General features: G+C 64.7%; 12 protein-coding genes. 3 read left to right on the top strand and 9 right to left on the bottom strand.

What is annotated here, in order from left to right:
* Positions 1-5: 5 nt before the first annotated feature.
* Together OSH10_RS07540 and OSH10_RS07535 are read left to right on the top strand one after the other, a co-directional pair.
* Positions 6-1,493 carry a M81 family metallopeptidase gene (locus tag OSH10_RS07540; protein ID WP_266331032.1) on the top strand — a complete coding sequence of 496 codons (1,488 nt, stop codon included), beginning with the start codon at positions 6-8 and terminating at the stop codon, positions 1,491-1,493.
* A gap of 14 nt (positions 1,494-1,507) precedes the next feature.
* Positions 1,508-1,891, top strand: a complete 384-nt coding sequence (locus OSH10_RS07535) for a RidA family protein (RefSeq protein ID WP_266331031.1) — start codon at positions 1,508-1,510, stop codon at positions 1,889-1,891.
* A 287-nt stretch (positions 1,892-2,178) separates the two neighbouring features.
* On the opposite strand, the gene OSH10_RS07530 is transcribed toward OSH10_RS07535, so the two are convergent.
* From OSH10_RS07530 to OSH10_RS07490, 9 genes are all read right to left on the bottom strand, one after another.
* Positions 2,179-3,192, bottom strand: a complete 1,014-nt coding sequence (locus OSH10_RS07530) for an aldose epimerase family protein (RefSeq protein WP_266331029.1) — start codon at positions 3,190-3,192, stop codon at positions 2,179-2,181.
* A gap of 157 nt (positions 3,193-3,349) precedes the next feature.
* Complete coding sequence (locus tag OSH10_RS07525; RefSeq protein ID WP_266331028.1) at positions 3,350-4,132, bottom strand: SDR family NAD(P)-dependent oxidoreductase; 783 nt, start codon at positions 4,130-4,132, stop codon at positions 3,350-3,352.
* 81 nt (positions 4,133-4,213) lie between these two features.
* Positions 4,214-5,044 carry a carbohydrate ABC transporter permease gene (locus OSH10_RS07520; RefSeq protein WP_266331027.1) on the bottom strand — a complete coding sequence of 277 codons (831 nt, stop codon included), beginning with the start codon at positions 5,042-5,044 and terminating at the stop codon, positions 4,214-4,216.
* Entirely contained in the window at positions 5,044-5,919 is an 876-nt protein-coding gene (locus tag OSH10_RS07515) for a carbohydrate ABC transporter permease (RefSeq protein ID WP_266331145.1), read from the bottom strand. Before OSH10_RS07515 ends, OSH10_RS07520 begins: the two co-directional genes overlap by 1 nt.
* Positions 5,920-5,989: 70 nt before the next feature.
* Positions 5,990-7,228, bottom strand: coding sequence for an ABC transporter substrate-binding protein (locus OSH10_RS07510; protein WP_266331026.1), 1,239 nt, complete (start codon positions 7,226-7,228; stop codon positions 5,990-5,992).
* A 526-nt stretch (positions 7,229-7,754) separates the two neighbouring features.
* The gene (locus tag OSH10_RS07505; protein ID WP_266331025.1) at positions 7,755-8,891 is read right to left on the bottom strand and encodes an amidohydrolase/deacetylase family metallohydrolase; all 1,137 of its coding nucleotides are present in this window, start codon (positions 8,889-8,891) and stop codon (positions 7,755-7,757) included.
* 252 nt (positions 8,892-9,143) lie between these two features.
* Positions 9,144-10,127: a MurR/RpiR family transcriptional regulator gene (locus tag OSH10_RS07500; protein WP_266331024.1), complete on the bottom strand. Its 984-nt coding sequence runs from the start codon at positions 10,125-10,127 to the stop codon at positions 9,144-9,146.
* Between the two features lie 104 nt (positions 10,128-10,231).
* The gene (locus tag OSH10_RS07495; RefSeq protein WP_266331023.1) at positions 10,232-11,260 is read right to left on the bottom strand and encodes a GntR family transcriptional regulator; all 1,029 of its coding nucleotides are present in this window, start codon (positions 11,258-11,260) and stop codon (positions 10,232-10,234) included.
* A complete protein-coding gene (locus tag OSH10_RS07490) occupies positions 11,236-12,774 on the bottom strand; it encodes a UxaA family hydrolase (RefSeq protein WP_407660686.1) in 1,539 nt (512 codons plus the stop codon). The genes OSH10_RS07495 and OSH10_RS07490 overlap by 25 nt, the downstream gene beginning before the upstream one ends.
* A gap of 238 nt (positions 12,775-13,012) precedes the next feature.
* Here OSH10_RS07490 and OSH10_RS07485 point away from each other — a divergent pair, with 238 nt between their 5' ends.
* Positions 13,013-13,696, top strand: a complete 684-nt coding sequence (locus OSH10_RS07485; RefSeq protein WP_266331022.1) for an amino acid ABC transporter permease — start codon at positions 13,013-13,015, stop codon at positions 13,694-13,696.
* The last annotated feature ends 11 nt before the right edge of the window (positions 13,697-13,707 follow it).

Below are 13,707 nucleotides of genomic sequence, written 5' to 3'. Positions count from 1 at the left end.
TTTCCATGAAACCACGCGCTCGCATCCTGCTGGCCGGGCTCTATCACGAGACCCACACCTTCGTGGACGAGATCACCCGGCTTGCCGATTACGAGATCCTGCGCGGCGCCGAGCTGCCGGCGCGCCGGGGCGACGGCTCAACCGTCGACGGCTTCCTCGAAGTGGCCGAGTCGGAAGGCTGGGAGGTGGTCCCTGTGGTCGAATATTCGGCCCTCCCCTCCGGCACGACCGACCACGCCGTGTTCGAGCAATTCTGGAGCGAACTCGAGACCGGCCTCCGCGATGCGCTGGACGATGGCGGGCTCGACGGCATCTGGCTGGCCCTGCATGGCGCCATGGTGACGACGGCAAGCGTCGACCCGGAGGGCGAGCTGCTCGCCCGCATCCGCGCCATTCCCGGGGCCGAGGCGCTGCCGCTCTATGGCGTGTTCGACCTGCACGCGACCTTCACCGCCGCCATGGCGAGGCATGCCAACGGCCTGGTCGCCTACCGCGAAAACCCGCATACCGACGCGCGCGAGTCGGCTGTCCGCTCGGCGCAACTGCTGGCGCGCGCCCTTCGAGAGAGGGCCTCGCCGGTCATGCAGGCCCGCAACGCCGCGATCCTGTGGGCGCCGCCCGGCACCGGCACGGCCGACCGGCCGATGCGCGATCTCGAGGCGCTCGCCCGACAGATCGAGGCCGAGGATGCCGAGATCTGGGCCGTCAACGTCATCGCCGGCTACTCCTTCTCCGACGTGCCGGACGCCGGCGTCGCCTTCTCGCTGGTCACTACCGGCAGCGCCGAGCGGGCGAAAGCCGCGCTCGACCGGCTGGAAACGCTTGCGCTCGAATTGCGCGAGTTGGGCCAACCGAAGGAATGGGACCTCGACGCCGCGCTCGCCGAGATCAAGACGCTTCCGGGCGGCCCCTATATCGTGGTCGAGCCGGCCGACAATATCGGCGGCGGCGCGCCGGGCAACGACACGGCGATCCTGCGCGGCTTCCTGCGCCATGGCATCCGCAACGCCGCGGTCGCCATTGCCGACGCCGAGACCGTGCAGGCGCTCGCCGACGCCGCGCCGGGCGATGTCCGAACCGTGCGCCTCGGCGGCAAGGGCAGCCAGCTCGGCGCCGGCCCGCTCGAGATCGCCGTGACCTTCGTCAGCCGCAGCGATGGCGAATTCACGCTGGAGGATCGCAACAGCCATCTCGCCGCGATGCAGGGCGTCGATATCAGCATGGGCGCCTCGGTCGTGCTGGAAGCGGACGGCGTGAAGATCCTGGTCAACAGCCGCAAGACGCCGCCCTTTGATCTCGGCCAGTTCCGCTCGCAGGGCATCGTGCCGGAAACGCTGACGGCGATCGGCGTCAAGGCGGCCGTCGCGCACCGCCGTGCCTATGACCCGATCACGGTCAGGAGCTACACGGTGGCGACGCCGGGCCCCTGCACCAGCGTGCTGACCTCGCTTCCCTATCGCCGGCTGCGCCAGCCGGTGTTCCCGATCCGCTGAAACCTGGAGACACCATGATCGAATATCCGAGCGAGCCGGACACCCCGCGGTCGCACCTGCCCTTCAGCCCGTCGACCAAGTTTGGCGATCTGATCTTCGTCTCCGGCCAGGCTTCGGTCGATGCAACCGGCAAGATCATCTCCGAGGATTTCGAAGGCGAAATGCGCCGCTCGATGGAGAACATGCGCAAGGTGCTCGAAACCGCCGGCAGCGATTTCCAGCATGTACTGCAGACCCGCAACTACGTGCAGGATCCAGCCGACATCCCGCTGTTCAACAAGCTCTACCGCGAATATTTCAGCGAGCCCTTTCCGGCCCGCACGACGATCACCAATTGCCTCGGCGCGGCGCTCCGCTACGAGGTCGAGTGCATCGCCATCGCCAAGCCGAAGATCTGACCCGTCTCGGAGCCTGAGGACATAAGGGCGGCGTGCCTCGTTCTTCACCTCTCCCTGAGGGAGAGGTGAGGAGACTGCATTCCCATGGCACGGGCCTCGGCAGGGGTGACGAGACCCCCTCCCCAAAACCGGGAAGCCGGTTTTGACCCTCCCTCAAGGGGAGGGTTCAACGAAGGACTTGTTCTCGCATCGATACCGGGCCGGACAACTCCCGCTCGATCCCACCTTTGAGGGAGGGTCGAAAGCGCCAGGCGCCTTTGGGGAGGGGGACCCAGCCCCCTGCCCTCTCACCCGAAGCGATATTCGGTCTCCTGCCGGTAGATCTCGCCGGGACGGAGGATGGCCGAGGGGAAGGTCGGCTGGTTGGGGCTGTCGGGGAAGCGCATCGGCTCCAGGCAGAGTCCGGCATGGGCCTGATAGGGCACGCCGTCGAGGCCGGTGAAATCGGGCGCCAGACCCGCCCCGTCATAGAAGACCAGGCATGGCTCGGTGGTGTGCACGTCCATGGCCAGCGAGCCATCCGGCGCCTCCAGCCGCGCTGCGCGCAGCAGGCCTTCACCACTGCGGTCGAGCACCAGGCAGCAATCATAGTCGAAGTCCGGGTCGCCGGCCGGATCGGAAACAGGTCGCGGGGTCCGGAAATCGTAGGGCGTGCCGGTGACGCTGGCGATCTCGCCGCTCGGAACCAGCTCCGGGCTGAACGGCGTATAACCGGAAGCGGCGAACTGCAGCCGGTGCTCGCGGCTGGTGGCCCCGGGCAGCAGCGAGAAATAGGAATGATGCGCCAGGCTGACGACGGTCGGGGCATCGGTCGTCGCCGTCATCGTGATGTGAATGGTTCCGGGCTCGAGCAGCCGATAGGTGCAGCGAACGTCGAGCGTGCCGGGATAGCCGTCGTCCCCATCGGGCGAGATCAGGCCGAGCGTCACCGACTGCTCATCCGATTCGAGGATCTGCCACGGCTTGCGCGAGAAGCCGGTGACACCGCCATGCAGATGCACGCCGCCTTCGTTCAGCGAGAGCTGGTATTCCCTGCCGTCAATGGCGAGATGGCCTTCGCCGATCCGGCTGGCATGCCGGCCGGCGGTGACGCCCAGAAAGCGGTTGTTCTCCAGATAGCCATCCAGTTCCCGGAAGCCGAGCACCACGCGGCGCGGCTCTCCATTCGGCACCGGAACGACGAGATCGCGCAGCGCCGCGCCAAAGGTCAGGATCGAGGCCGAGGCGCCTCTGGCATTGGCAAGCCGGATCTCGGAAATGGCCGTGCCGTCCGGCAAGCGACCGAAGAAATGGATCGACACGATGTCTCCTGCGGGTTTCCTGCAACCTACTTTACCGCGAGTAGGAGCGCCCTGTCTCGATTCTCGCCAAAGCCCTGCAGACAGGTCTGCAGGGCTCCATGTCCAACATCCTGCGGCTGGAGTTCAGCCACCGTCGGCTCCCGCAAGGGAGAAACGCCTACCAGAGCGTATAGCCACCATCGATGACATAGGCGGCGCCCGTCACATAGGAGGCTGCGGGGCTGGCGAGATAGACGGCGAGCGGCGCGATCTCCGGCGGATTGCCGGGACGCCCCATCGGAATATGCGCGACGATGGCGTCGATCACGTCCGGCCGGCGCTCGTTCCAGCTGCGGTTGGTGTCCGTCATGAACAGGCCGGGGCAGATCGCGTTCACGGTGACGCCATGCGGCGCCCAGTCGGCGGCGGCGCAGCGGGTGAAATGGATCACCGCCGCCTTGCCGGTTTCGTAGTCGCGCCCGCCAATGCCGCGATTGGCGATCAGGCCGCTCATCGAGGCGATGTTGATGATCCGGCCGCCCTGCCCGCGCTCCAGCATCGCGGCGCCGAAGATCTTGGTGCCGAGAAAACAGCTGGTCAGGTTCATGTCGAGCGACTGCTGCCAGGTCTCCAGCGTCTCCTCGACGATCGGCATGCTGGCGATGCGGTTGCCGACATTGTTGATCAGGATGTCGACCGGTCCATATTCCTTGAGGATCGTCTTGCAGGCCGCCTCGCACGGAATCGCTTGGGCCATGTCGGCCATCACGCCCCAGGCCTGCCGCCCGAGCGCGCGGATCTCGGCCACGGTGGCGTCGAGCGTTTCCTGCGTGCGGCCGGTGATGATGATGTCGGCGCCCGCTTCCGCCAGCGCCAGGGCCATTTCGCGCCCCAGGCCGCGACTTGCGCCGGTGACGAGCGCGCGCTTGCCCTCCAGCCCGAACCAATCCTTCAGTCCCATCTCGGTCTCCGATTTTCTTCTGGCGTCGCGGGGGAAACGGCGGGCCAACGCCCGCCGCCGTTCACAACCGGTCTGGAAATGTCACTTCACCGCGCCGACCGTGAGGCCGCTGACGAGCGAACGCTGCAGCAAGGCGAAGATCGCCGCGACCGGCACGCTGGCGACCAGCGTCGCCGCCATCACATGGTCCCACTCGACCTGGTAGCGGCCGCCGACCAGCGAGAAGGTCTGCAGCGTCAGCGTGCTTTTCTCCGGCGAGCGCAGCAGCGTCATCGCCAGCACGAACTCGTTCCAGCAATAGATGAAGATGAAGACGGCGGTGATGCCGATGGCCGGCGCCGCAAGCGGCAGGAAGATCAGCCGCATCCTCTGCATTGTCGACGCGCCGTCCAGCGTCGCCGCCTCTTCCAGCTCCTTCGGGATGGTCTGGAAATAGGCCTGCAGCATCCAGACCGAGAAGGCGAGGTTGAAGGCGACATAGGCGAGCACCAGCGCCGGCAGTTGGTCGACGAAACCCATCTTCGCCATCAGGCGGAAGATGCCGAGCACCAGCACGATCGGCGACAGCATCTGGGTGACCAGCAGGAACTGGCGGAACAGCTTGCGGCCGGTGAACTCCATCCGCGCCGCCGCATAGGCGGCGGGGATGGCGACCAGCAGGCAGAGCGCCGTGGCGGCGATGCTGACGACCAGGCTGTTCATCACCGCCGGGCCAAGCCGCGTCGCATGCCACATGTCGACGAAGTTCTGCAGCCGGATTTCCGACGGGAACCAGCTTGGCGGATACATCAGCACCTCGACCCTCGGCTTCACCGCCGTCGAAACCATGACGGCGAAGGGAAAGAGGATCAGGATCACCAGCGGCGACAGCAGCAGCCACATCAGCAGGGATTTGCGAACCGGATGTTCCATCAGGCGGTGCTCCGCTCGTTGCGCATGGCAAGCGCCGCATAGGTGATCGTCAGCGCCAGCAGGATGACGAACATCACGATCGACAGGGCCGAGGCGATGCCCAGTTCGCCATAGCGGAAGGCGAGCTTGTAGAGCCAGGTCACCAGGATGTCGGTGCTGTTGGCCGGATCGCCCTGCGTCATCACCCAGATCAGCGGGAAGGAGTTGAAGACGTAGATGAAGTTGAGCACCAGCACGATGTTGAGGAAGGGCCGGATCAGCGGCAGCGTCAGATAGCGGAAGCGCTGCCAGGCTGTGGCGCCGTCGATCCGCGCCGCCTCGAAGACGTCCGCCTGCAGCGAGGAGAGGCCGCCGAGGATGACCGTCACGGTGAACGGGATCGAGACGAGGATGCCGATCGCGATCAGGATCGGGAACGCCGTCGTCGAGGTGGCGAGCCATTCGATCGGCGTATCCTGCAATCCGAATTCGCGCAGCGTCGCGTTGACCATGCCGAACTGACCGTTCAGAGACCAGCGCCAGACGATGCCGGTCATGGTCAGCGACACCGCCCAGGGCAGCATGATGATGATGCGCGCCAGCGTCCGGCCGAAGAACTTCTCGTTGAGGATCAGCGCGATCGGCACCGAGAGCAGCACCGTGCCGCCGACGACGAAGACCGTCCAGACCAGCGTTCGGATCAGGCAGCCGATAAACAGCTGGTGCGAGAACAGCCGCTGGTAGTTGGCGAAATCGTTGAAGGCCGCCGTCTTGCCGAACCGATTCACCGCATGAACCGACATGTTGGCCATGTCGTAGATCGGATAGCCGATGATCCAGAAGGCGAACAGGATGGAGGGGAGGATGAGAAGATAGGGCGCGCTGGCGCGCCCTATCTTGCCGTTGGCCGGCGTCCTGGCGCGATTCATCGCGCGTCCGACGCCAGCTTCCGGTGCCGAACCGGCCTTACTGCTGGATAAGGCCATCGATCGTCGCCGCGGCTTCCTTCAGGGCGGCTTCAGGCTGAGCCTGTCCGATATAGACCTTCTGAACAGCGGCGATCACGGCATCGACCATCTGCTCCCAGTTCGCGACCGGCGGCGCGAAGCGGGCATAGGGCAGCATGTCGGTGAAGGCCTTGAGCTGCGGGTCGTCGGCGAAGACGGGCGCGGCGGCCTCTTCCTTCATGACCGGTAGGAAGCCTTCCTTGGTCGAGAACTCGATGCGCCATTTCGGGCTGAACGCGGTCTCGGTCAGGAACTTCATGGCGAGCTCCTTGTTCTTGCTCGACTTGAAGACCATCAGCGTGTCGGTGACGCCATAGGTTGCCTTGGTGGTACCCTCGGGGATCGGGGACAGGCCATAGTTGAGCGTCGGGGCATCGGTCTTGATCTGGCCGCGCAGCCACGGGCCGGTCAGGATCATGCCGATCCGACCCTGTTTGAACAGGCGCTCGATGTCCTGGCGGTTGAGGCCGCTCGGATCCGGCTCGGTCAGGCCCTGGTCGATCATCGACTTGTAGAGCGTCAGCGCCTCGATCGCCTCGGGGCTGGCGACGCCGGACTTGCCGTCCTTGATCAGGTCGCCGCCATGGGTCCAGAGCGAATAGTACCAGTAGGCGTCGGTTTCGATTTCCTTGCCCTGCAGCGCGAAGCCATAGGCGTCGGTGCCGAGCGCCTTGATCTTCTTGGCGGTGTCGACGACGCCGTCCCAGTTGGTCGGCGGCTCGGTGACGCCGGCCTTGGCCAGCAGGTCCTTGTTGTAATACATGGCGCGCGCCGACGCCGCGACCGGCAGGCCGTACATCGTGCCGTCGAAAGTCGATGGCGAAAGGAACGACTCGATGAAGGCGCCCTTGAATTCCGGCGTCATGTAGCCGTCGAGCGGCTCGGCGATGTCGTTCTTGACGTAATCGACCAGCCAGCGCGTGCCGATCATGGCGATGTCCGGCTCGGTACCGCCGGCGATGTCGGTGGTCAGGCGCTGCTGGAGGTTATCCCACTGGATGACTTCGATCTTCACCTCGTCGCCGGGGTGCTTCTCCATGAAATCCTTGGCCATGCCCTCGAACAGTTCCTGCGTCGCGGCGCTGTAATAGCCGAGCACGACGCGAACCGTTTCGGCCTGCGCCATCGACGAGGTTGCAAGTATGGCGGCAGCGCCAGCCAGCAAACCGAGAACCCTGCTTTTCTTGTTTTGGTACATTGAGCTGATCCTGTCGTATTCACGATGTGAATGTTGATCGATCTAGATAGTGGCCGATGTATCCTTGAATTCCGCTTCTGATGGCCGGCGCTATTGTTTTGGTTCCCCGCGCGGCCAACCGGGCAGAACTGAGTGTCATCCTCGCAGGATGACTTCGTCGTGAAAAGTCCTGATCACGAACGATCGACAGCCGGAAACCCGGCTTGTCTTGCAAACTCCGTCTCCTCTTCTTCGCTCGACAGAACCGAGCGGTACGCCTCCCCGTCATGGGGCCAGACTTACTATCGCGCCTCTGCGGGATCCGGCTCTGGAGACCGCTCCCTGGACTTGTTGCCCGATCATGTGTCGCCGGCACGGCCTCTGCCAAGCGATTTTTTTATTCTTGTGTCATTTGTCGACAAATGAGCGGCCAGAGCATTCCGATTGAGCAATATTTGTTCGACAAAGCCAAATATTGGCAGCCGCTGCCGCTTATCTGACCGGATGCGACGGAAGCCCTGCGGAGCGTCCGCCGTCTGCCGTTCCGCTAATTCGAGTGCCACCACTTGCCGGCGACCACGACGCCATCCGCGAAGATGCGCTCATCCGCGGTCACGATGCCGTTGCGCGAATCCTCCAGCGGGAATTGACCGTTGCGGATCGACAGGATGCTGGCGTCGCCGGGGCTGCCGGGCTTCAGCGTGCCAAGTTCCGGCCGGCCGAGCGCCCTGGCGGCGTTGAGCGTCGAGGCGGCGACCACCTCGTTCAGCGGCATGCCGAGATGGAGGAACTTCGACATCGTCGTGACCTGGTCGAAGGCGGGGCCCTCGATGCAGAGCGCATGCACGTCGGAGGAAATCGTATCCGGCGCAAAGCCCTGCTCCAGCATGGCGCGCGCGGTCTTCCAGGAGAACGAACCCATGCCGTGGCCGATATCGAAGATCACGCCGCGCTCGCGCGCCGCGATCACCTCGGGCTTGATCTTGCCCTTGCCGGTGATCGGCGCGTTGGGGAACGGGCGGAAGCAATGGGTCAGCACATCGCCCGGCCGCAGGCGATCAACGACGGCCTCATAGGAAGGCGGCGGCTCATCGATATGCACCATCATCGGCATGCCGAGCTCGTCGGAAACCTGCAGCGCGATATCGAGCGGCGCGATGCCGCTGTCACCGCTGGCGTGACGGCCGATGCGCACCTTGATGCCGACGACGACGTCGCGATTGGCGTCGGCCACCTCGACCGCGTCCTGCGCCGCCATCAGGCGCATGTCGTGGCTCTCGCCGACCATGATGCGGTTGGAGAAGGCATAAATGCCGGCAAAGGAGACATGCAGATAGGCGAGGATGCGCACCGCGCTCGGCTCGATTACATGCTTGCGGAAGCCGGGAAAATTGCCGGGGCCGGCGCTGCCGGTGTCGACCGAGGTCGTGACCGCGCTCTGCCTGGCATAGGCCTCGGCATCGACGCCGAGCGACGTGCCGCCCCAATAGACATGGGTGTGCAGGTCAATCAGGCCCGGCGTGACGATCCGGCCCGAGACGTCGCGGATATCCGCGCCGGCGGCGTCGAGGCCATCGCCGATCGCCGCCACCTTGCCATCGGCAAAGGCGACGTCGGTGATCCGGTCGATACCCTGGGACGGATCAATGACCCGACCTTTCTGGAGAACGAGGTCAAATGACATGGTGGGCAGGTGCTCTGCGTTGTGACGATGAAGGCGACAGGCATGTCTCGCGGCATCCGGCCGACCGGACCGGAAAACCGCATCGTGACGGCACCCGATGATGAGCATCGATCGGGGCGGTCGCCAAGCTGATTTTTCATTTTTCCGTCATTTTACGCATACGCTCGGGGGCGCCTTCGCAGTGCGGCGAGAAAATGATCTGAAAAATCAATTCCTGGGCAGATTCAGCCCATTCGCGGTGCAGCGCCGCGGTCAATCCGCCAGCGGCTTGCTGGTGTCCGAGTCGCGATGCATGGTGAACTGCTGCTTGATCCGCCGCAGCTTCTCCAACGCCGCCGGGCGGCTGCGCACCGCCGCGCCATAGGCGAGCATGTCGATGACGGCGAGAAAGGCATAGCGCACCGAGGTCGGCCCCAGCACGTCACCATCGTCGGCGACGTTCACGGCCAGCGAGATATCGACCATGTCAGCCAGCGGCGTGCCGGCCACCGTGAGCCCTATGGTCTGCGCGCCATAATCGGCGCCGATGCGCAGCGCGCGCATCAATTCGGGATTGGTGCCGCTCAGCGACGAACAGAAGATGACGTCGCCGCGCCCGACCGTCGCCGCCAGCATCATCTGCATCTGGTGGTCGGCGCTGGTGCTGACATGCAGGCCGAGCCGGAACAGCCGGTTGTGCACTTCCTCGATCAGCCAGCTCGAAACGCCGCCGGAACCGAAGGCATAGATCATGCGGCTGCGGCTGATGATCTCGATCGCCTGCTCCAGCGCGCCGAGATCCAGGGTCTTCTGCGCGTTGACGATCGCGCGCTGCGCCCGCATGGCGACGCGCTCGCCCACCTCGATCAGGGTCGCGGGCGGGGTCTGCGGCTCCAGATATTGCAGGCCGACCCGCATGCTGCCCATGATCTTCAGCTTGAGATCCCGCAGGCCATCACAGCCGACCTCGCGGCTGAAGCGGGTGATGGTCGGCGCCGAGACGCCGATCCAGGGCACCAGTTCCTCGATCGGCTTTTCGACGAAGACACGCGGATAGCCGAGAATCGCCTGGGCGATCTTGCGGTGGGATTTGGAGAGGCCCGGCTCGCGATCGAGAATGGCGGCGAGGATGTCGTTGGCGGCCGACTGCGCATCCTCGACGGAGATCGACAGATCGGTGCCGCGGTCGCGCACCGCTCCGCCACCGCCAAGCTCCGGGCTATCCGTGGTCCGTGCCCGTCGCCGGCGGCCATCCATCCGCTGTCTCTCCCGCGCTTTCATTTTCGCATCAGATTTGTCGCGACGATTGCACAGGACCCCGGCTTGGGGAAGACGGCTTCGTATCGAACGGCGGCGACGGCTCAGACGAAATAGGAGGTCGGCGACACCTGGTGGGTGGCGCGGAAGGCCGCGAGGCGCTCGGCCGCCTTTTCGCTGGAGGCTTCGAGATGAGCGCGCAACAGGTGCTTGGCGCCGTTCACGTCCTGCCGGCCGATCGCCTGCAGGATCTCCAGGTGCTCTTCCATGAAGGAATCGAAGAAGGGCTGGCGCTGCAGCGCCACCTGGAAGTGCTTGCCGGAAACCAGGATGCAGCGGGTGCGCTTCAGCGCCTCGACGATCTCAGGATTGCGACCATAGGAGAGGCAGCCGATATGCAGTTCCTCCTCCAGCACGTCGAGTTCGGCGATGCCGGCGTCGCCTGCGCGGTTGATGCCGTCTTCCAGCCGCCCGGCCATCGCCGACAGCACGGTGGTCGGGATGGCGCCAACCGCCGTTTCCAGCGCCGCCGGCTCCAGCAGCATGCGCAGATCGTAGAGGTCCTGGAAGCGCGCCTCGTCGAGCGGCACGATCCACCAATGCGATTTCTCGCCCTTGGCGACGATGCCGACCTGCTGCGCGTAAATCAGCAGGTCGCGCGCCACGGTGCGGCCGACATTGAAGTGCCGGGCCAACGCCAGCTCGTTGACGCGAAACCGGCCGAATACCGAGCGCAGGATGACCTCCCGCTCGAAATCGTAATAGAGCGATTGCCAGGCGAAATGCTTGGTAGCCGGCATCGCGGCCGCATCCATGTCGAACATCTCGGCCGTGATCTTCAGCCGAATAGGCTCGCCGGCGGTGCCGACGAGAAGACCGCGGCCGTCGAAGCGGCTGAGCAGTCCCTCCTCCTCCAGCCGCGCCAAAGCCTGCTTCACCGGCGAGCGGCTCGATCCGAAGATCGAGGCGAGCGGCCCCTCCAGCAGCACCGCGCCCTCGGGCAGGCTGCCGCTCTCGATGCCGCGGCGCAGACGCTCGGTGATCGAGGCATAGGCCGGCGTGCGATCCACGCCGCCGCCTTCCGCACGTTTTCCGTTTCGCGCGACCGTCAGGTCACCGCGCCGATCTGCCATGGCACGAACTCATTATCGCCGAATCCGAAGTCTTCACTCAGGGTATACTGACCCGACGCGGTGGCGATAACAGCCTCGAAAATGCGCTGACCGGCCGCCTCGATCGTATCCTCGCCCGTGACGATGCCGCCGCAGTTGACGTCCATGTCATCCTGCATGTGCTCGTACATCTCGCTGTTGGTAGCGACCTTGATGCACGGCGCAGGCTTGAAGCCGGAAACGGAACCGCGCCCCGTGGTGAAGACGATGACGTTGCAGCCGCCCGCGACCTGCCCCGTTACCGCTACGGGATCGTAGCCGGGTGTATCCATAAAGACAAACCCGGTCTGGTTGATCGGCTCGGCATATTCATAGACCGCTTCGAGGGGCATCGTGCCACCCTTGGCCACCGCGCCGAGCGACTTTTCCAGGATGGTGGTGAGCCCGCCGGCCTTGTTGCCATGCGAGGGATTGTTGTTCAGTTCCGCGCCGTTGCGCACGGTGTAGTCTCGCCACCATTCGATCCGGTCGACCAGCTTCTGCGCCACGGCCGGCGTCACGGCGCGGCGGGTCAGGAGGTGCTCGGCGCCATAGATTTCCGGCGTCTCGCTGAGCACGGCGGTGCCGCCATTCCGCACGATCAGATCGGCCGCATAGCCGAGCGCCGGATTGGCCGAAATGCCGGAATAGCCATCGGAACCGCCGCATTGCAGCGCCAGCTTCAGGCCGGAAAGCGGCACGGTCGTGCGCTGGGCCTGGTTGGCGATCGGCAGCATCTCGCGGATGATCTCGGAGGCGATCTCGACCGTCTTGCGCGCGCCGCCGAGGCGCTGGATCGTCATGGTGCGCAGCATCGGCCCGACCTCGAGACCGAACTTCTCGACGATCGGCTCGATCTGGTTGGTCTCGCAGCCAAGGCCGATCATCAGAATGCCGGCGAAGTTCGGATGCTTAGCATAGCCGCTCAGCGTGCGGGTCAGGTAGGTATAGCCCTCGGCCTTGGTCGAGATGGCGCAACCGGTGCCATGCGTCAGCGCCACGACGCCGTCGACATTCTCGAATGCGTCCAGCGCGCCGCCTCGGTTGAAAGCATCGGCGATGGCGCGCGACACGGTGGCCGAGCAGTTCACCGAGGTGATGATGCCGATGTAGTTGCGGGTGCCAACCTCGCCATTGGCGCGGACATAGCCCTCGAAGGTGCGGCGCTCGGCCTCCGGCAGCAGCGGCGTCGGCCGCGCATCGGCGGCGAAGTTGTGGGTAACGTCGCTCTCCTGCATCGCCAGATTATGCAAATGCACGTGCTCGCCGGGCTGGATCGCGGCGCTCGCCGTGCCGATCACCTGGCCATATTTCAGCACGGGCTCGCCGGCCTCGATCGGCTGGATCGAGATCTTGTGGCCCGAGGGAATCTCGTCCCGCGCCACGACATTGCTGCCGGGCAGCACGGTGCCAGCGGGAATGACCGCCCGCGCCACGCTCACATTGTCTTGCGGGTTGAGCTGGATGACAGGGGATGACGGCGTCGGCAGCGACATGATCATTTCCGTTAAAATGGTTATTGCGTGCATCAATCAATCATGTTAGATCTACTCTAGTCAACAGAAAAACAATAATAATCATCAGGATATGGGGGCAACTCTGCCATGGTTTACCAAGGCAGAAATCGAGCCTATGCGTAAATCTCGATAGCGAACGCGCCACTTCCAAACTCAAGATTCAGAAATACGGCTCCGTTTCGATTCATCATCGTTACGGAATGTGCGGGGTTGCGCCTTGTCATATGAATTCGATTTCTCGTTCCTGAACGATTATCTTCCGGAACTTTGGCACGGAATCTGGTTGACGCTGGGAATGACCGTCGTCTCGATCGTTCCAGGCTTCGCGCTCGGCACCGGCTGCGCCGTCGGCCGTCTCTATGGCCCGCCCTGGGTGCAGCGCCTCGTCACCATCTATGTCGAGGGCATCCGCAACACGCCCCTGATCATCCAGGTGTTCTGGCTGTTCTTCGGCTTGGCCGTCCTTCAGGTCCGCGTCGGCCCCTTCCCCGCCGCCGTGATCGCGCTGGTCATCAATGTCGGCGCCTATACGGCCGAGATCATGCGCGCCGGCCTGCAGAGCATTCCCAAGGGCCAGCTGGAAGCCGCCGCCTGCCTGGCGCTGAAGCCGAGCCAGAGCCTCTGGTCGGTGCAGATCCCGCAGGCGGTCGAGCGGGTCTATCCGGCCCTTGTCAGCCAGTTCGTGCTGATGATGCTCGCGACCTCGATCATGTCGCAGATCTCCGCCGAGGAACTGACCGGCGTCGCCTACATGATCCAGTCCTTCACCTTCCGCGGCTTCGAGGTCTACCTCGTCATCGCCGGCATCTACCTCGTCATGTCCTGCCTTCTGCGCCTGACCCTGCTCGGCGTGGCGCAGGTGTCCTTCCCGCGGCGGCGGCGCCTCGGCACGCCACTCTAGCGTTCCGCCCG

This window comes from Kaistia defluvii (assembly GCF_026343955.1).
GTDB classification, from domain to species: Bacteria; Pseudomonadota; Alphaproteobacteria; order Rhizobiales; family Kaistiaceae; genus Kaistia; species Kaistia defluvii.
The sequence above is the reverse complement of the archived record's forward strand: the minus strand, read 5'-3'. Positions and strand labels throughout refer to the sequence as shown.

Bases quoted from the DNA above. Each gene is read 5' to 3' on its own strand.
- OSH10_RS07520 (WP_266331027.1), bottom strand. From the start codon at position 5,044: ATGGAACATCCGGTTCGCAAATCCCTGCTGATGTGGCTGCTGCTGTCG.
- OSH10_RS07505 (WP_266331025.1), bottom strand. From the start codon at position 8,891: ATGTCATTTGACCTCGTTCTCCAGAAAGGTCGGGTCATTGATCCGTCC.
- OSH10_RS07495 (WP_266331023.1), bottom strand. From the start codon at position 11,260: ATGGCAGATCGGCGCGGTGACCTGACGGTCGCGCGAAACGGAAAACGT.
- OSH10_RS07500 (WP_266331024.1), bottom strand. From the start codon at position 10,127: ATGGATGGCCGCCGGCGACGGGCACGGACCACGGATAGCCCGGAGCTT.
- OSH10_RS07490 (WP_407660686.1), bottom strand. From the start codon at position 12,774: ATGTCGCTGCCGACGCCGTCATCCCCTGTCATCCAGCTCAACCCGCAA.
- OSH10_RS07540 (WP_266331032.1), top strand. From the start codon at position 6: ATGAAACCACGCGCTCGCATCCTGCTGGCCGGGCTCTATCACGAGACC.
- OSH10_RS07535 (WP_266331031.1), top strand. From the start codon at position 1,508: ATGATCGAATATCCGAGCGAGCCGGACACCCCGCGGTCGCACCTGCCC.
- OSH10_RS07525 (WP_266331028.1), bottom strand. From the start codon at position 4,132: ATGGGACTGAAGGATTGGTTCGGGCTGGAGGGCAAGCGCGCGCTCGTC.
- OSH10_RS07510 (WP_266331026.1), bottom strand. From the start codon at position 7,228: ATGTACCAAAACAAGAAAAGCAGGGTTCTCGGTTTGCTGGCTGGCGCT.